The organism is Sporosarcina sp. P26b, from assembly GCF_002743245.1.
GTDB classification, from domain to species: Bacteria; Bacillota; Bacilli; order Bacillales_A; family Planococcaceae; genus Sporosarcina; species Sporosarcina ureae_C.
The window spans coordinates 290,782-309,963 of the sequence record NZ_PDYW01000002.1 but is presented as its reverse complement, the minus strand read 5'-3'; the positions used below and the strand labels follow the sequence as shown (position 1 = coordinate 309,963).

General features: G+C 39.2%; 17 protein-coding genes. 5 read left to right on the top strand and 12 right to left on the bottom strand.

Features of this window, described 5'->3' with window-relative positions:
* Positions 1–26 precede the first annotated feature (26 nt).
* From CSV69_RS03450 to CSV69_RS03425, 6 genes are all read right to left on the bottom strand, one after another.
* Positions 27–776: an amino acid ABC transporter ATP-binding protein gene (locus CSV69_RS03450; RefSeq protein WP_099692705.1), complete on the bottom strand. Its 750-nt coding sequence runs from the start codon at positions 774–776 to the stop codon at positions 27–29.
* A 12-nt stretch (positions 777–788) separates the two neighbouring features.
* Positions 789–1,448 (bottom strand): amino acid ABC transporter permease, encoded by a 660-nt coding sequence (locus CSV69_RS03445; RefSeq protein ID WP_085428743.1) that lies wholly within the window; start codon positions 1,446–1,448, stop codon positions 789–791.
* Between the two features lie 109 nt (positions 1,449–1,557).
* A complete protein-coding gene (locus tag CSV69_RS03440; RefSeq protein ID WP_085428742.1) occupies positions 1,558–2,361 on the bottom strand; it encodes an amino acid ABC transporter substrate-binding protein in 804 nt (267 codons plus the stop codon).
* Positions 2,362–2,529: 168 nt separating this feature from the next.
* Positions 2,530–3,921 (bottom strand): SpoVR family protein, encoded by a 1,392-nt coding sequence (locus CSV69_RS03435; protein ID WP_369823271.1) that lies wholly within the window; start codon positions 3,919–3,921, stop codon positions 2,530–2,532.
* Positions 3,918–5,078, bottom strand: a complete 1,161-nt coding sequence (yhbH, locus tag CSV69_RS03430) for a sporulation protein YhbH (protein WP_085428740.1) — start codon at positions 5,076–5,078, stop codon at positions 3,918–3,920. Before yhbH ends, CSV69_RS03435 begins: the two co-directional genes overlap by 4 nt.
* Positions 5,079–5,233: 155 nt before the next feature.
* Positions 5,234–7,132, bottom strand: coding sequence for a PrkA family serine protein kinase (locus tag CSV69_RS03425; protein ID WP_369823264.1), 1,899 nt, complete (start codon positions 7,130–7,132; stop codon positions 5,234–5,236).
* A gap of 160 nt (positions 7,133–7,292) precedes the next feature.
* On the opposite strand from CSV69_RS03425, the gene CSV69_RS03420 reads away from it, so the two are divergent.
* Positions 7,293–8,156 carry a YitT family protein gene (locus CSV69_RS03420; RefSeq protein ID WP_099624548.1) on the top strand — a complete coding sequence of 288 codons (864 nt, stop codon included), beginning with the start codon at positions 7,293–7,295 and terminating at the stop codon, positions 8,154–8,156.
* Positions 8,157–8,194: 38 nt separating this feature from the next.
* Here the strand turns inward: CSV69_RS03420 and purU are convergent, their stop codons facing one another.
* From purU to fdhF, 3 genes are all read right to left on the bottom strand, one after another.
* The gene (purU, locus tag CSV69_RS03415; protein WP_099624547.1) at positions 8,195–9,103 is read right to left on the bottom strand and encodes a formyltetrahydrofolate deformylase; all 909 of its coding nucleotides are present in this window, start codon (positions 9,101–9,103) and stop codon (positions 8,195–8,197) included.
* A gap of 118 nt (positions 9,104–9,221) precedes the next feature.
* Positions 9,222–9,710, bottom strand: coding sequence for a helical membrane plugin domain-containing protein (locus tag CSV69_RS03410; RefSeq protein ID WP_233192316.1), 489 nt, complete (start codon positions 9,708–9,710; stop codon positions 9,222–9,224).
* Positions 9,711–9,728: 18 nt separating this feature from the next.
* Entirely contained in the window at positions 9,729–12,653 is a 2,925-nt protein-coding gene (gene fdhF / locus CSV69_RS03405; protein ID WP_099692703.1) for a formate dehydrogenase subunit alpha, read from the bottom strand.
* Between the two features lie 262 nt (positions 12,654–12,915).
* Between fdhF and CSV69_RS03400 the strand changes: the two genes are divergently transcribed.
* From CSV69_RS03400 to CSV69_RS03390, 3 genes are all read left to right on the top strand, one after another.
* Positions 12,916–13,257: a Na-translocating system protein MpsC family protein gene (locus tag CSV69_RS03400; RefSeq protein WP_085428734.1), complete on the top strand. Its 342-nt coding sequence runs from the start codon at positions 12,916–12,918 to the stop codon at positions 13,255–13,257.
* Between the two features lie 14 nt (positions 13,258–13,271).
* On the top strand, positions 13,272–14,069 hold the full coding sequence (fdhD, locus tag CSV69_RS03395; RefSeq protein WP_085428733.1) for a formate dehydrogenase accessory sulfurtransferase FdhD: 798 nt from the start codon (positions 13,272–13,274) through the stop codon (positions 14,067–14,069).
* A 236-nt stretch (positions 14,070–14,305) separates the two neighbouring features.
* The gene (locus tag CSV69_RS03390) at positions 14,306–15,586 is read left to right on the top strand and encodes an L-lactate MFS transporter (protein WP_099692702.1); all 1,281 of its coding nucleotides are present in this window, start codon (positions 14,306–14,308) and stop codon (positions 15,584–15,586) included.
* Between the two features lie 44 nt (positions 15,587–15,630).
* Here CSV69_RS03390 and ypfJ read toward each other — a convergent pair whose 3' ends face one another.
* On the bottom strand, positions 15,631–16,476 hold the full coding sequence (gene ypfJ / locus CSV69_RS03385) for a KPN_02809 family neutral zinc metallopeptidase (RefSeq protein WP_099692701.1): 846 nt from the start codon (positions 16,474–16,476) through the stop codon (positions 15,631–15,633).
* Between the two features lie 214 nt (positions 16,477–16,690).
* On the opposite strand from ypfJ, the gene serC reads away from it, so the two are divergent.
* Positions 16,691–17,788, top strand: a complete 1,098-nt coding sequence (serC, locus tag CSV69_RS03380; protein ID WP_099692700.1) for a 3-phosphoserine/phosphohydroxythreonine transaminase — start codon at positions 16,691–16,693, stop codon at positions 17,786–17,788.
* 42 nt (positions 17,789–17,830) lie between these two features.
* Here serC and CSV69_RS03375 read toward each other — a convergent pair whose 3' ends face one another.
* Complete coding sequence (locus tag CSV69_RS03375) at positions 17,831–18,682, bottom strand: STAS domain-containing protein (protein WP_099624540.1); 852 nt, start codon at positions 18,680–18,682, stop codon at positions 17,831–17,833.
* Positions 18,683–18,712: 30 nt separating this feature from the next.
* A complete protein-coding gene (locus CSV69_RS03370) occupies positions 18,713–19,138 on the bottom strand; it encodes a hypothetical protein (RefSeq protein ID WP_099692699.1) in 426 nt (141 codons plus the stop codon).
* Between the last annotated feature and the right edge of the window lie 44 nt (positions 19,139–19,182).

The window sequence follows — 19,182 nt, the reverse complement described above, 5'->3', positions numbered from 1 at the left end:
TTATTTTTAACCACATGACTTTTTTGTTATTCACTTAATTCGTAATTCAAGAATCTTTTCGTACGAAGTTCTTTTGGGGATTTGATGACCTCATCGGGAGTACCTGATTCTATGATCCTTCCATCGTCCATGAAGATCACATGATTCGCGACATTGCTTGCAAATTCCATTTCATGGGTTACCACAATCATGGTCATATGTTCTTCCGCTAGATTTTTCATGACTTCTAGTACTTCTTTCGTCAATTGAGGATCCAGTGCGGATGTCGGTTCATCGAATAATAAAATATCAGGATCCATCATTAACGCTCTCGCAATTGCAACGCGCTGTTTCTGGCCACCTGAAAGTCTAGAAGGTAATTCGTTAGCTTTTGAAGCCAATCCTACTTTTTCAAGTAACTCGATACTTCTATCACTAAAATCTTTGACTTTCTCTTTCTTCACAAGTTTAGGTGCTAGCTCCAAGTTCTGTTTAACTGTTAAATGCGGAAAAAGGTTGAACTGTTGAAAAACCATACCCATTTTCGAGTTGATTATCTTACTATCAGAAGGGTTTGCATAAACGCCATCTTTAACTAAGTAATTCCCGTCAACAGCAATACTGCCGCCACCTACTTGCTCTAACTGAATCAAACTTCTTAGCATCGTACTTTTTCCAGATCCCGACGGTCCGATAATGGCCATTACATCATTCTTTTGAACATCAAACGATATATCTTTCAATACTTCCAATGGCCCGAATGATTTCTGTAAGTTGCGTACTTCAATGAAAGACATAGTTTTCTCTCCTCATTCGTATTGCAGCTTTCTCTCTAAATACTTGAATACTACAGTTAACCCAAAAGCAATCAACAGGTAAATACCCGCCGCAATAAAGAACGGAATGATGGTGAAATCTCTGTTGACGACTGTTTGAGCATAGTGGAGCAGTTCAGGAACGGCTACCGCGTATAAAAGGGCTGTATCCTTTACTAAAGACACCGATTCATTCGCAATGGGTGGCAATGTTACACGGAACATCTGTGGTAAAATCACACGCACCGTCGTCTGCCATTTCGATAATCCTAGTACTTGTGAAGCTTCATATTGTCCTTTATCGATGGAGAGTAATCCACCACGGAATATTTCAGCAAAGTACGCTGAATAGTTCAAAATAAACGCAAGTGTAGCCGCCACAAAACGGTCAAACACTAAATACTCACCAATTACCGGCAGAAGTGGTAAACCAAAAACAAAGAACAATAGCTGTAATAACAAAGGGGTCCCACGCATGACGTATATAAAAGTCTGCGCCAAATAAGAAATTGGTTTAATACTACTTCTTACGGCAAGTGTCAGCAGGAATCCGAGTGGAATAGATAGGACAATCGCTATTACGAATAATAAGACAGTCGCTTTAGCTCCTTCCAGCATAGGAATCAGCATGGACATAAAATATTCATAGCTCATTAATTAATTCCTCCAAAAAACCATTCAAGGTTTTATGTACTTCTCTTACTATATTAATACTAACGGAAGTCACTGCTGCGACTTCCGTCAATATTCCTTATTCTACATCTCAACGAAGAACTTTGTCTTCTCCGAACCATTCTGTGGAGATTTCAGCTGCAGTACCATCTTCATTCATAGTGTCTAACGCTTTTTGAAGATTTTCAAGCAATTCTTCATTGCCTTTTTTCACACCCACACCGTATTCTTCCACGGCTAATGATCCCTCTACTTTTGCAAAGACGCCTTCTTCTGTTGTCATATAATAATCAATAACGACTTCATCAATTACAACCGCATCGAGACGGCCGGTTTTTAAATCTGTCAATGCCAGAACATTGTCCGAGAACTCCGTGACATTCTTCACTTTTTCATGGATTGGATGACTCTCGAGCGCTGGACCAGCAGAAGATAATGCCTGCACGCCTACAATTTTACCATCCAAGTCTTCAATCGCATTTACTTCAGAATCAGCTAATGTGACTACGACTTGGTTATTATCTAAATAAGGCTTCGTAAATAATACTTTTTCTTCTCTTTCTTTAGTGATCGTATAACCATTCCAAATCAAATCGATACGTCCACTACTAAGTTCAGTTTCTTTAGTTTTCCAGTCAATAGGTTGGAACTTCGCCGTAGCTCCCATATGTTCAGCCGCTGCCGTTGCCATGTCAATATCGAAACCGACTAAATTATTTTTGTCATCACGGAACCCCATTGGTGCAAATTTATCATCAACACCGATGATGATTTCTTTTGTTCCTTCTTTACCTGTGTCCGATGTCGATTTATCTTCTTCAGAAGACTTGCCCGAACAGCCCGCCAGCACTAAGAATAATGCAGCAAATAATAAAGCAAGAGTGGTCTTTTTCATGTATTTTCCTCTTTTCTCAACTCTTTAGTACGTTAATGAGTTAGTATACTATAAAAATAACATTAGATGCACAAAATGAAAAGTAGCAAAATAAAAAACTGAAGGCAATCTCCATATTACTGGAGTTGTCTTCAGCCTTAAAATAAGCTATTGGCCTTACTCTTTCCGTTATTTACTTCTTCTAAACACTTTGTGACCATCGTATGAAAAAACAAGAGGTTTATTTTCAAGTATAGTCTCAATGTGCACGATGCGCCCCCAGAGTTGATGGATATGTGGCAGGACGTGCTCTAAATAAGGTAGATCCAGTTCTGTTTCTTCGTATCGATGAACTAGGTAGAGCTCGCCATTCCTCATGTAATCACCGTCTTCAACTACTATATAGGGGAATCCGCCATTCACCCGTTGTCCAATTAGTTGATTCCGGACAGCTTCAGTCTGTTTATCAGAGACTTTGTATTGATTATCCTCCTTTTGGAAAACGTATAAATCTTCTTGTTTGATTAGGTCATCGGTCAAGTAATTACGAATGAATGATGTGTCATTTTCTATTTCACGTGCTTCAAATATTTTTTCGCGTCCTGACATGGCCTCCTCACCACGTGCATTAGCTTCTTTAGCCAATAGATCGTAGCGCTTTTCAATGTCTTCATACATTTTAACACCCAGATAGTATGGATTGATCGAGGTCTTAGAAGGTTGCAGTACACTTGCGTTCAGTTTTGCAAATTCGATGGTCTCGGATGGTGTTAAATCCATTTGGCGCAGGATTGTTTGATGCCAATAAGATGCCCAGCCTTCATTCATGATTTTCGTTTCTAATTGTGGCCAGAAATAGAGCATTTCTTCTCTTAACATGGTTAGGATATCTGCTTGCCATTCTGTAAGATTGCGACTATTTTCAAGTATAAATAATAAAATATCTTTTTGTTGTTCTTTCGGATTCTTTTTATGCATCTCAATTGCTTGCTGACCAGGAATAGTTCGTTGATCCAGACCCCATAAATCTTCATAAACAGACCTTCGGGGCGGTTTCACAATTGAAGGAGACGGAATAATGTCGCGCATAATACTAGGGTCAACATGTTCTTGAATGGCTAATACCGCATCAAGAAATGTCTCCACACGTTTCTTACCATAGCGTACCTCGTAGTCTGCAATCCGTTCCGCTGTAGCTGACATACTTTCGACCATGTCTTTACGCGTCTTTGAGAAATAGATATTATTCTTAAAAAAATCACAATGTGCTAATACGTGCGCGATGATCAATTTATTTTGAATTAAACTATTCGTATTTAATAAGAATGCATAACATGGATTTGAATTAATAACTAACTCATAGATCTTGCTCAAACCAATGTCATACTGCAATTTCATCTTATGGAATTGCTTACCGAAACTCCAATGTGTGAAACGTGTTGGCATTCCGTAAGCGCCAAATGTATATAGTATATCTGCCGGGCAGATTTCGTAGCGCATCGGGTAAAAGTCAAGTCCAAAACCACTGGCAATCTCCGTGATTTCATCAATTGCATAATATAGTGCCTGTTGATCGGTCAGCGTAATCCCTCCGTTCGCTTTTCGAAAAACTTCTTAAGTGCATAGTAGACGTCACGGTTTTTCTGTAAAATATAGTAATTAAATTTAGGATGTTCAATGGATTTATACGCAGACATTAACGTGGACATTCTTCGATGTTCATTGACCTCTGCGTAGCCGAACATATTGGATATTGCTAATAATTCATCCACGTGTTCCAGACACTTCTTATTATCACTCGTCATATTCTCCCCATCTGAAAAATGCACGGAGTATATATTATAACTTGCAGGGGGATAAGACTCCCTGATGACTTCCAGTGCTTTACTATAGGCAGATGAACATCTCGTACCGCCACTTTCTCCTTTATTAAAGAAGTTTTCTTCTGTTACTACTTTTGCTTCTGTATGATGCGCAATGAATTCGATTTCTACAGTTTCATACTTTGTCCGTAAAAACTTCGTCATCCAAAAAAAGAAACTACGTGCCATATATTTCTCAAACTTCCCCATTGAACCACTAGTATCCATCATGGCAATTACTACCGCTTTAGATTGTGGTTTTTCCACAGGATTCCATGTTTTGAATCGTAGATCATCTTCCAAAATCGGTGCAACTTCTGCTTTTCCATTCATTGCATTACGTTTAATAGCCGATAATAATGTTCTTTTTTTATCAATATTTCCGATTAAACCTTTTTTACGAATATCCGTGAAATCGATATCTTCAATGGTTGTGACAGACTGTTCTTTTTGTTCCAAGTCTGGTAATTCTAGCTCTTTAAAGAACATCTCTTCTAATTCTTCAATCGAAACTTCGGTTTCATAAATATCCTCGCCTGGCTGATCACCAGCTTCTTTCCCATCGCCAGGTTGTGCTTGTTTTTCTCCTTGTGCTACGACATCTCCTACTGCACTATCCCCTTTACCTTGGCCAACGTGCTTGGACTTATCATGGTTGTATCTAATTTTAAATTCATCCAATGAGCGAATCGGTATTTTCACCATGTCATTTCCGTTTGAAAGGATAATGTTCTCTTCACTGATTAAGTCAGGTAGGTTACTTTTTAATACTTCGTTTATTTTATCCAGATGGCGTTGCTGATCCTGGTGACCTTTGCGATGGAGAGACCAATTTTCTTCAGTGACAACGAATCGACTTTTCTGATTTTCTTCCACTCGTATCCCCGCCTATCTCTCGAACAATTTGTTTCCTTATCATATGCGGTGGCCATTTGAATATTGACAAAATAAAAGAGACCTCTTGAATTGAGGTCTCTCGTTTCACATTACATAGGCTGACAATATCGTATAGGTAGGAATTACAAACGTACTTATCTATTCAATAAACTTCCCACGTACCGCAACAGTTCATTTGCCGAGACGGAGTTGTAGCCGTGTTCATCTACTAAACGCGCTACTACTTCATTCATTTTCTTCAGCTGCGTTTCATCTGGTGTGGCAGAAGTCGTAGTGATCTTCACAACGTCCTTTAGATCAGCGAAAAGCTTTTTCTGAATTGCTTCACGCAAGCGATCGTGGGAGCGATAATCAAAGCGCTGGTGTTTCCTCGCGTATGCGGAGATACGGATTAAAATCTCTTCTCTGAATGCTTTTTTTGCATTCTCCGAAATACCTATTTGCTCTTCTAGGGAACGCATCAACTTTTCATCGGGATTAATTTCTTCACCTGTAAGTGGATCGCGTAATTTGTTTTTATTGCAATATGCTTCGACGTTATCCAAATAATTATCCATCAATGTTTTAGCGGACTCTTCATAGGAATACACGAAAGCTTTCTGGACTTCTTTTTTCGCAATTTCATCATACTCTTTACGCGCCATAGAAATATAGTTCATATAGGTGTCACGATCCTCGGACGAAATAGAGGCATGCTGATCAAAGCCGTCTTTTAATGAACGCAATACATCCAGCGCGTTAATGCTAGGGACTTCTTTTCGAATGATAGCAGAAGAAATACGGTTGATGACGTAGCGTGGATCAATTCCGTCCATACCTTCATCGATAAATTCGTTCTTTAGTTCTTCTGCGTCTGCATCGTTGAAGCCTTCGACATTCTGACCATCATACAAACGAAGCTTTTTCAAACGATCAATACCTTGTTTCTTCGATGCTTTTAAACGCGTAAGAACAGAAAAAATAGCAGCTACGCGCAGCGCATGTGGTGCGATGTGCACGTGAGCTATATCACTATCACGTATCATTTTTTCATAGATTTTTTCTTCAGCACTCACTTTCAGATTGTACGGAACTGGAATGACAATCATTCTGGAGTGAAGCGCTTCGTTCTTTTTATTGCTGATGAATGAACGATATTCCGTCTCATTCGTATGTGCGACAATTAGTTCATCTGCACTAATCAGCGCAAAGCGGCCTGCCTTGAAATTCCCTTCCTGGGTTAAGGACAATAAATGCCAAAGAAACTTTTCATCAAGCTTCAGCATTTCTTGGAATTCCATCATGCCACGATTTGCTATATTCAATTCCCCATCAAATCGATATGCACGCGGATCCGATTCGGAACCAAATTCAGCAATAGTCGAGAAGTCTATGCTCCCAGTCAAATCGGCAATATCCTGTGACTTTGGATCGGAAGGTGTGAATGTTCCAATTCCTACTCGACGATCCTCTGAAAATAAGATACGTTCTACTATCACATTTTCAATCTTACCTCCAAATTCTTCGTCAACACGCAATTGATTCAGAGGCGATAAACTACCTTCAATTCGTATGCCATATTCTTCAAAGAATGACTTCCTTAAAGATTCGGGAATCAAATGCAATGGATCCTCATGCATTGGACATCCTTTGATAGCATATACCGCCCCTTCGTCTGTACGTGAAAAGGCTTCGAGTCCGCGTTTTAACATCGAAACGATAGTAGATTTACCACCACTGACAGGTCCCATTAGTAACAATACGCGTTTTTTAACATCTAAACGCTTTGCTGCCGGATGAAAATACTCTTCTACTAATCGTTCGATGGACTCTTCTAAACCATATAACTCTTGATCAAAGAAATTATAGACTTTCTTGCCGTCCTTCTTTTCAATACCTGCACTTTTTATCATTTCATAAATTCGAGAATGAGCAGTTTGCGCCACTTCTTTACGCTCTTTTATTAAATTTAAATACTCCAGGAATGTACCTTCCCATTTTAACTGATTTTCTTCTTTGCGATAATTATGCAACTGACGAATAATATCCAACATATCTCCTCCAATTAGGCTATGATGTATTATCTTATGTCCACGAAGTGTAAAACATTCATTACGTACTTTGGAGAAAAGTATAAAACCTAATATTTACACTACTTTCTTTCTTTATATTCCGTTAAGATAGAAAGTAACAGTTTTGGAAAAGAGGCATTTCATGAGAAAACAACATAAAAAAGAAACAGTAGGTCATTTACTCAGACGCTATTTATTCATTTCGATTGGTGTTGTGGTCACGGCAATAGCACTAGACTTATTTTTAATTCCTAACTCTGTAATAGATGGGGGAATTATTGGAATTGCTCTTATATTAAACTTCATTACCGGTATTCCATTCGGGATTTTAATATTAATTCTGAATTTACCGTTCTTGTTTTTTGGCTATAAACATATCGGGAAAAACTTCTTTATCTCTTCATCTTATGCGATCGCTTTACTGGCAATTGTAGAGTTTCCACTTAAAAATGTAGGTCCTTTCGTTACCGATTCTTTACTTGCAACAGTTTTTGGAGGTTTATTACTAGGCGCGGGTGTCGGAACCATTATACGTAATGGCGGTGCGTTGGATGGAACGGAGATTCTTGGAATTCTACTGACTAAAAAGATTCCATACAGTGTCGGAGAATTCGTCATGTTCTTCAACCTCTTCATCTTCGGTTGGGCTGGCTTTGTTCTTGGACCAGAAAAAGCTATGTATTCAATCATTACATATTATATCGCTTCTAAAGCGATCGACATTGTCATACAAGGGCTGGATGAGACGAAAGCGGTCTTTATTATCTCGGATGAATATGAAGAACTTGGGGAAGCGATTCGACTCCGACTTGGTCGTAGCATCACGAAGTTGCACGGTCGTGGTGGCTATACAGATAATGAAAAAGATGTCATCTATGTCGTAGTGACTAGGCTAGAGATATCAAAGCTGAAGCAAATCACTACCGATATAGACCCTTCCGCATTCCTGACCATTATGAATACACAGGAAACGCATGGAGCGACTTTCAAGTCACCCATACATTAAAAAAACCGCCACTCATTTGAGTGGCGGTTTCGTGTCTTTTATTGGAAGACAATGGTTTTATTATTCTCTACTATCACTCGATCTTCAAGATGCCACTTCACTGCACGCGCCAGCACACGTCTCTCAATCGTACGGCCAATCTTCTTCAATTGCACGATATCATCACGGTGATCTACACGCTCGATGTCTTGCTCAATGATTGGACCTTCATCCAAATCATTCGTCACATAGTGGGACGTTGCACCGATTAATTTCACACCACGTCCAAAGGCTCTCTCGTAAGGACGCGCGCCGATAAATGCCGGTAAGAATGAATGGTGAATATTGATGATTTGATTCGGGAAGTGACTGACAAACTCCGGAGTTAGAATTTGCATATATCGTGCTAGTACCAAAACATCTACTTTGTATTCTTCCATCAGCTGTACTTGCTGCCGCTCAACATCTTTGCGAATATCTTTATTCGCTGGAATGTAGTGGAACGGAATTCCATATGACTCGACCATAGCGCGTGCATCTTCATGATTACTAATGACAACAACGATGTCCGTATTCAAATCGCCATTGTACCATTCCCACAGCAACTCCATTAAGCAGTAAGGTTCTTTTGATACGAAAATAGCGGTGCGCTTTAGTTCCACTGCATAGGAAAAGCTGTAGTCGAGCTCGTGCTGATTTGCGATTTTCTTAAAATCTGCTTCAAATTCTTCTTTTTTATCCAATAAATTATCTAAGTGGAATTCGATACGCAGATAGAACATGCCGCCTTCAGGATCGGTTGAATATTGGCTAGACTCTACGATATTTGCTTTATGTTTCAACAAAAATGTTGAAACAGCAGATACGATTCCTGGTTTATCGGAGCATTTCACTAACAGTCTGCCGATATTTTTTAATGCTGCGGATTGTTCTACTAAATGTGTTGTAATTTTACTTTGGGTTGACATTTTTTCATCTCCTACATATAAAGTTGCTTAATGAATAAGTTCCCCAGCCAGAATGGCTAGGGAACGCATGAACTCTTCTATTACAGTATGAAGCAACTTAGCCTATTTCGCAAAAATCTTACTCTGATTTATTTTCTAAACCTTTACCCATTCCTTTTAGGAAGTTCATACCGTATGTTAACGCACGGTTAATATCTGGATCATTGATGGATTTCATCAATTGAAGAACACCTGTTTTCTGTCCTTCTTCATTTCCTTGCTCAGCTTCAGATACTCCCTTTTGTATACTTTTAGAAAGTTGCTGAATAGTTACTGGATCTAATGCGGTTAATACTCCAGCTCCCGCCATCAGATTATTTAACATATTCGTAACTGGCTCCCTTGAAACTTGCCCTAAAGCGATACCCGTGATTTTTTCTTTCGAATGAAGCATGGCTTGCAATGCGTCTAACGCGCCAATCTTATGCAGTTCTCCTGTAATTTCCATGATTTTCTGCAAAGACTCTTCCTGTTCTGCAATCTGTTTCTGCAGTTCGGCCAATTTTTCCTGCTGAATTTCTAGTTCAGATCGTTCTTCTCTTTTAATAGAAGTAATTAGTGCCGCCATTGACATTCACCTCACTGTTTATTGATCTGTTAATTGGACGTATCCTGGTCGATTCCATTTACGCTGTACTTCCACGCCATTTTGCGGATGACGCTTCTTATCGCGGTGATTACTCTTTGGCAGAGGATTCTCGCCTTGTTTTTCAAGCACTTCCATGCGAACTTTCGTCTGCTTGTACGCCGGAGTATTTGTGCGTTCATCTGTAGCCGGTCCTGTTAAGAAGTTAATCGCTGATTCCTTATCAACTGAGTTCATCGGTAAGAACAATTCATTTTTCCGCACCCTATCTGTAACGACTGCTGGCAATTTTACAGCTCCATATGGTGAGATCAGCCTTACATAAGTACCTGTTACTACCCCGCGTTCTTTTGCCAGTTCAGGAGAAACTTCCACAAATATATTAGGAACCTTCTCTTGGATTCCTTCAGATTTATTCGTCATATTCCCTTCATGGAAATGTTCCAACATTCGCCCATTGTTAATATGAAGATCAAATTCTTCAGGGAATTTAACTGGTTCGATCCAATCGGATAATGCAAAGCGCGCTTTCTTATCTGCGAAATTAAATCCATCCGTATAAAGAAGTGGTGTACTTTCGCCTTGTAGACTGCCCCAGAGGAAACTACCCCAATCTTCCAACATGTCGTAAGAAGCGCCTGAGAACATAGGACTTAAACTAGTCATCTCAGCAAAAATGTCGCCTGGATGCGTATAATTCCAGTTTGCCCCTAAACGATTCGCAACTTCTTGGATGATCCACCAATCCTGACGGGAGTCTCCTTTATTCGGCAATGCTTTATACAGTCGTTGGACACGACGTTCCGTATTGGTGAACGTACCATCTTTTTCAAGGGACGGCACTGCAGGCAAAATGACGTTTGCATACTGTGCTGTACGTGAGAAGAAAATGTCTTGTACAACTAGGAAGTCGAGTTTGGATAATACATCGTGAACATAGTTCGCATTGGAATCTACGAGGGCCATATCTTCTCCTACAATGTACATACCTTTCATAACGCCCTCATCAATCGAATGAAGCATTTGAATATTGTCTAGACCAGGTTTGTTATCTATTTCTACACCATAAGCATGTTCAAATTTCTGTCGTGCTGCATCGTCTGTAATATGCTGATAGCCAGGCAACCAACCAGGTAAGCTTCCCATATCACATGCACCTTGTACGTTATTGTGTCCACGTAAAGGATATGCGCCTGCACCTGAACGACGGTAATTTCCTGTTGCCAGCAATAAATTCGAAATTGCGGCGGATGTATCAGAACCACCTGTATTTTGTGTAACACCCATTCCCCATAAGATACATGTACCATCAGCATCGCGAATCATTTCTGCAGTATGAATCAAAACTTCTTTTGAAATACCTGTTACTTTTTCTGCATATTCGAGTGTATAGCGATTCAAGACATCAGTAAATTCATCGAAATGATGCACATTCTCTTCAATGAATTGCTGATCATGCCAACCTTGATCAATTAAATATTTCGTGACCGCCATCAGCCATACTTGATCCGTACCTTGTTGAGGTGTCATGAAGATATCAGCACGCTCCGCCATTTCATGCTTTCTAAGATCGGCTACGATTAACTTTTGGCCGTGTAGCTTATGCGCACGCTTTACACGTGTCGCAAGAACGGGATGTCCTTCTGCAGGGTTTGCTCCCACAATAATAACTAAGCCTGCTTCAGCAATATCTTTAATAGTTCCAGCGTCGCCACCCATTCCTACTGTACGGAACAATCCGTCTGTTGCAGGTGATTGGCAATAACGCGAACAGTTATCTACGTTATTAGTACCGAATACTTGGCGCGCGAACTTTTGAATGACATAATTCTCTTCGTTAGTAATTTTAGATGAAGATATGACACCAATTCCGTCACTTCCATGCTCGTCACGGATTTCGCCAAGGTTTTTCGCGACTAAATCCAATGCTTCTTCCCATGAGGCTTCTACAAATTCATCCCCTTTACGAATAAGAGGTGTGGTAATGCGTTCTTCACTATTTACAAAATCCCAGCCGAATTTTCCTTTGACACACGTAGAAATCTGGTTGACCGGTGCATCGGAAACAGGTTGTATTTTTAATATTGTACGATCTTTCGTCCATACTTCAAATGAACAGCCAACTCCACAGAATGTACATACTGTTTTCGTCTTATCAATTTTTGATTCACGCATCGCTGCTTCAACATCGGAAATGGCCATAATACTGCTGTACCCAGGCTCTACATCCTTTATTAGATCCACCATAGGCTCCATCAAATCGTCGCCCATCTTCGTCATAAACCCTGCTTCTCCAAGCATAGTTTTTTCCATCAGAGCATTACACGGACAAACCGTAATACAATGGCCGCACCCTACGCAAGACGAATCATTGATCTTGGCGCCGCCATCCCATAGAACAATCGGTCGGTCGCGTTCCCAGTCGATAGAAAGTGTCTCGTTCACTTGCAAGTTTTGACAGACTTCCACGCACTGACCACAAGCAATACATTGATTCGGGTCGTAGCGATAAAAAGGATGAGTTAAATCCACTTCGTCTTTTGAACATTTTGGTTCGTACGGATATTTTTGTTCTTCCACTTCCATAAGTGCCACAGTATTATGTACTTTACAGTTCCCATTATTGTTGTCACAAACAGTACAATAGAGTAAATGGTTTTCTAAAATCCGATCCATTGCTTCCGTTTGTGCTTCTTTTGCACGTGGAGACGCTAATTTAACATCCATGCCATCGACTGCTTGTGTCGAGCAAGCACGTGTTAATTCACCATTCACTTCGACTATGCACGTATCACATGTCTGGATCGGGTCAACTTCAGGCAAATAACAGATTTGAGGGTGCTCTATTTTATTTGCATTGATGATCTGAATGAGTGTTGCCCCTGGTTGGAAGTCAAAAATTTTATCATTGATTGAAATAGACATACAGGCATCCTCCTCTTTCTAAAATAAAAAATCCACCATAAAAAAACCGTCATCGCGGAAATTTTTATGGTGGAATAGTTTCTTAACAGGTCTTGCTAAAGAACCAATCCATACTTACTATTACATGTAGTTGATGAACTTCTAGCAATCACATACTAGATTTACATCTGTTGTGTATTTAGTATAAAGTAATAAAGCGTATAACACAATGACAATTCTCAAATAGTTAGATTATTCTGTGATATAGAAAGGTGGACATTCCATGAAAAAAGTTCATGAATTTAACGATATTATCCGCAAACTACGGAAAGATTTATTTGGCAAAGGCCCAGAACGTATTCATACTATATTTATTGATAATATGGCAGTTTCTACGCTTTACGGTAATTTGACTCCGACGGAAAAGTTCATCGCTGGAACACAAGACGGGAAAGAAATGGTGCACCGCGCACGGACTAGCATGATTCAAGAAGTCTATAAAAAAGAACCACCTGCTGGATTGGAAGAATTGGTTGAAGCAAAATTTGTACATTTATTTAGCGATTTTAAAATTGATGATGATATTGCCGTATCAGTTTTTTTATTTGATCGTTCGATTGATTGAAAGGAGGCCGGACTATGGAGCAGCAACAACAACGATCCGTTATTCGATTCCAAAATGGAAATGTATTTGAAAAAGAAGATCAAGTAGCCGTAGAATATGCTGTTACAATAAAACTAAATAACCAAGAATTCGCTACGATTGTTTGTACACCGGAATATATCGAGGATATGACAGTAGGTTTTCTAGCTTCAGAAGGTGTCGTTCCAAAATGGGAGCAAATTAAAGACATACGCTTGGATGTAGAAAACGGATTTATTCATGTCGATACGGATAAAGTGTATCCATTCTTTGAGCAGTTACAAAATAAGCGTTATATTACTTCCTGTTGTGGAATGAGTAGACAAGGATTTATTTTCGCAAGTGATGCGCTAACGGCAAAAAAGATGGATAGAATTTCTGTCCAACTTACACCGGTGCAAATATTTTCCTTGATGAATGACATGGAAGAACAAGCTGATATGTTCCGTCATACTGGCGGCGTACACAATGCTGCTTTGTGCGCACCTGATCAATTACTGCTATCACGAATGGATATCGGAAGGCATAATGCACTGGATAAAATTTATGGACACTGTCTGAAGAACGATATTACTGTTCGCGATAAGATTATTGTCTTCAGTGGACGAATCTCCTCTGAAATTTTACTGAAAGTAGCTAAGATTGGATGTGAAATTGTATTATCCAAGTCTGCACCTACCGAATTAGCCTTGACTTTGGCAGAAGATTTAGGAATAACGACAGTAGGATTCATACGTGGGGAATCATTTAACGTATACACACACGCCGAACGAATTTGTATGGATATCTCTTAAAAAATTTCCAGCCTCAGGAAAAAGTAATATTGACAATCCTGTGAATTGATAATATTATACTCCTTAATCCTTTCTCGCATTCCAGTTTATGTTTATTTAGCTCCATTTCTTGTCATCTTTCAACTGGGTAACATGTCAAATATTCTTTTATACAAGCAGTTAGGGAACTTTGTAGACTAATAATATTTTCACTGGAATACAGATTGTGAAAAAATGAATGTAAAGGAGGACTACGAATGAAAAAAACGAAGAACAGATGGCTTATTGCGTTATCTGCTGTAGGTATCCATATTTCCATCGGATCTGTTTATGCCTGGAGCAACTTCACCAACCCGCTTATTGAGGAGTTTGGTTGGACTACAAGTCAAGTTCAGTTAACGTTCAGTATCGCTATTTTATTTCTTGGTTTATCTGCCGCATTTTTAGGCCATTTTGTAGAGAAATACGGTCCTAGAAAAGCGGGGCTACTTGCTGCCTTATTCTTTGGTGTGGGAGTAACTGGTTCAGGATTGGCGGTAGGTATGTCTTCATTACCATTGCTCTATGTCTTTTACGGAATGCTAGGCGGAATTGGATTAGGTGTAGGATATATTGCACCTGTTTCAACACTCGTCAAATGGTTCCCAGATCGTAGAGGACTCGCCACAGGGCTCGCTATTATGGGCTTTGGATTTGCGGCAGCTGTCAGTAGTCCGATTATGGAGTATTTGATTGTTAACGTTGGAATTCAAAACACTTTCTACATTCTCGGGATTTCGTATTTCCTGATCATGCTTCTTTCTTCTTTATATCTTGAGAAGCCTGAAGAAGGATGGGCACCACCAGGATTCATTGAAAAAGTACGTTCAGGTAAAACAGAAATCAGAGAAGATCTTGCCCAATTAACAGCAAATCAAGCAGTTAAAACTAAACGTTTTTATTACTTATGGCTAATGCTTTTCATTAACGTTACTTGTGGTATTGCAATTCTTTCTGCTGCAAAACCTATGGCGATTGACAGTATCGGCATGACGACTGTTCAAGCAGCCGCATTAGTTGGTGTCCTTGGTATCTTTAACGGTGCTGGAAGACTTGGTTGGGCTACGATATCAGATTATATTGGTCGGCCAAACACGTATACCACGTTCTTCGTCATTCAGTTAGTTCTGTTCGCTATTTTACCATTCACAACGAATGCGATTATTTTCCAAGTCATTCTAGCCGTGATCTATACATGCTACGGTGGAGGTTTCGCTTCGATTCCTGCATATATTGGTGATATTTTTGGAACGAGACAACTTGGTGCTATCCACGGATACATACTAACAGCTTGGTCAGCGGCTGGCGTGGCCGGACCGATGTTTGCTGCGTGGATGAAAGATACTACCGGAAGTTATGAAAGCAGTCTGCTATTCTTTGCTGGCTTATTCGTAGTCGCGCTTATTATTTCTTTACTCATTCGGGTCGATATTAAAAGACTACGCAATGAAAAAGAAGGTATTGTAGCGGTTGAGCCTGCTATTGCAGCAACAAAATAAAAAACACGAACGTCATTCTATTAACAGAATGATGTTCGTGTTTTTTATTTTTCAGTTTGTTTAAATGTATCTCCACCATTAATCGTTCCTAGTTCAAAACCGTGTTCGAACCAATAAGTTCGTTGCTTAGCTGTGCCGTGCGTGAAACTTTCAGGTACGACATATCCTCTTGCACGCTTTTGAATCGTATCATCACCGACTGCACCAGCTGCTGTAATCGCCTCTTGCAAATCTCCTTGTTCCAAATATCCTTGACCTTGTGCATGATGTGCCCAGACACCCGCAAAATAGTCTGCTTGTAATTCAAATCGCACTAAATACTTATTAAATTCTTCTTCGCTCATTTTTTGTCGCAACGGCATGACTTGATCAGAAATACCAAGCAATGTCTGCACGTGATGCCCTACTTCATGTGCCACTACATAAGCCATGGCGAAGTCTCCAGGTGCTTTAAATGACCCTTGCAATTCATCGTAAAACGATAAATCAATATACAATTTTTGATCACCAGGACAGTAAAAAGGACCTGCAGCTGCACTTCCGAAACCACATGCCGTATCTACTTTTCCAGAATACAGTACAAGGGTAGGATTTTCATATTGAATGCCCTCTTGAGCGAATAATTCTGTCCAAACATCTTCTGTATCTGCGAGTACTACCGAAACAAAATCGGCCAACTCTTTATCTTGTTCCGTCTCTACGTACTGCTGATTTGGCACGGCTGAACTGCTATCCAATAAATCACCTGGGTTACCACCTAGAATAAGAAATAATATAATTCCAACGATACCAAGACCGCCACCGCCTAATGCGATAGCACCTCCGCCTCCACCGCTTCGCCCTCTTCGATCTTCAACATTCGAACTTTTTCTTCGTCCATCTGTTTTCACACTAACTCCCCCATTTCCTCTTCAGATAAGTTGAATTTTAATTATGTATATAGGTGCTACTTGATTACAATTTACCCATCTTTGCGAAGAAGCAAACAAGACAGCCATGCTAATTGAGTGAGCTATTTATTGTGAATTAGCAGAAAGCTATTCCACCTATTCGTTTTTTCATATATACTTTACTTTAGAGTTGTAAACTACTGAAGGAGTGATATTGTTGAGTGATCAAAAGTCTGTCTATAATTTTAATGCGGGTCCATCTGCTCTTCCAAGCGAAGTTCTTGAAAAAGCACAAGCTGAATTGGTGAATTTCAAAGCTTCAGGAATGTCTATTATGGAAATGAGTCACCGCAGTGCAACTTATGAAGAAGTACATAATCAAGCCATTTCTCGTCTGCGTTCTTTATTCCAAATACCTGAAAACTATGAAGTGCTATTCCTGCAAGGTGGAGCAAGTCTCCAATTCGCAATGGTTCCAATGAACTTTTTGCCTGAAGGAAAAAAGGCGAGTTATATCATGTCCGGTGCTTGGTCTGACAAGGCGTTAAAAGAAGGAAAAACTATCGGAGAAGTCTACGAAGCAGCTTCTACAAAGGATTCAAATTATAATCATGTCCCTTCAACAGAAGAAATTAGATTTGAGGAATCTGATGCGTATGTTCACATCACATCAAACAACACGATCTTCGGTACACAATTCCACGATTTTCCTTCAACTGGAAATGTTCCGTTGATTGCTGATATGTCCAGTGACATTCTATCAAGACCAATTGACGTTAGTAAATTTGGTATGATTTATGCTGGCGCACAGAAAAACCTCGGTCCTTCAGGCGTTACAGTTGCCATCATTCGAAAAGACTTGTTGGAAAATGCTAATAGCGAAATTCCAAGTATTTTAAAGTACAGCACGCATGCTTCAAGTAACTCTTTATATAACACACCCCCATCTTTCGGTATTTATATGTTGGGTGAAGTTTTGGGCTGGATGCAAGAACAAGGCGGCTTGGAACAAATCTCAAAACGCAACGAAGAGAAAGCTAATTTAATCTATGATGTGATTGATAACAGCAATGGTTTCTATACAGGTCATGCTGAAAAAGATAGTCGTTCATTGATGAATATTACATTCCGTGTAGCGGATGAAGAATTAGAAAAGCAATTTTTACAAGAAGCTAAAGAAGCAGGATTTGTTGGATTGAATGGTCACCGTTCGGTAGGTGGTTGCAGAGCCTCTGCATACAATGCTGTACCATACGCAGCATGTGAAGCATTGCAACAATTCATGCTTGATTTTCAAGAAAGTCATAAATAATCAAAAAAACCAGTACACTTTACATCAAAGTGTACTGGTTTTTCAATGTTTTCTAATTGAAAATTCTTTTGAAAAAGCCAATTGCAATGAACTGAACGTTTGGATATTCGAAAAATCCAATCCGAGCTCTGTTGATGCATGCGCAATTTCTGGACGGATTCCCGTAATCGTGCATTTCGTTCCTAATAGAGACAGCACTTTTGTAATTTGATAAATCTGCTGCGCTACCAATGTATCAATTACAGTAACTCCTGATAAATCGATAAATAAATGTTCGATATCAGATTCTAAGCTCTTCTCTGGGATGCTCTCCAACATAATACGAGCGCGTAGTTCATCCAAATCGCCAATCAAGGGAACAACACCAATCGTTTCGGTTATTTTGATGACTGGCGAACTTAACTCATTGATTAAACTTTGTTGAATATCGAACCTGCTATTGATGTATTCATTATACGTTTCTGCAAACTCAATATAAATTTGATCAAATGCATTATTAAGTGTTTCACTCCAGCGCACATAATCTTCAATCGTGATCTCATTTTCGTTTACGAAGTGAAATTCTTTTATGAAACGCCAATACGTTAAACGCACCTTACTTAATGCCTCAATTACATCTTCTATTGGAGTATTGCTGTTTACTCTACTAAGAGCTACGACAGAAGCCCATTTCTTTTTGTTTTTCTCAAAAATTTCCTGATCATCAAGTAAACTACTAGTGATAGTTAGATTCGTTAATTTGTTTTGTTCCCGAAGAGTTTCTTCCATTTTCGGACAAGCATTGAGTGAATAAATAGAGTCCTCTTCTACCTTCCTCATAGACAGCCAAGAAGTCGTAATTTCAGGTAACTTTGCCAATAAATATTCATATAGCTTAATATCAAGCTGTTTCATCTAACATCCTCCTGGATACGTTCATCGTTCTTATTGAATGTATAAAATTAATTGATTAGTATCAAAATCAAATATATTTAATATGATCCCAATTGCGGTTATGTATTTGTATATTGACTCATAATAAGTCGTACCATACTCTTTTTCATACTGAGCCATTGGATAAATATAAGATTCTTCGGAAGGATTAGGTAAGAACTTCCACGGTCTTGGAGATTCATTAGATTTTTCGGCATGGGCCTCTACTAAAAGATTATAAAAATCTTTTACCTTTTCTTTAGGAAAATCATAATATAGAACAGATTCATTTTTCTTTATAGGCTTCAAATTTTCTTGTATCCAATGGACAATCGGATGCTCAATAGGTGCCGAATGAACACGTCTTAAGTATTGTTCGGATTTCAATCCGTTTTGAATATATTCTTTCTCACAAAACGTCATATACAAAAATTTCATACATGCCTCTCCTTTGTAAAAGGTCTTATTCATAACAATTCATT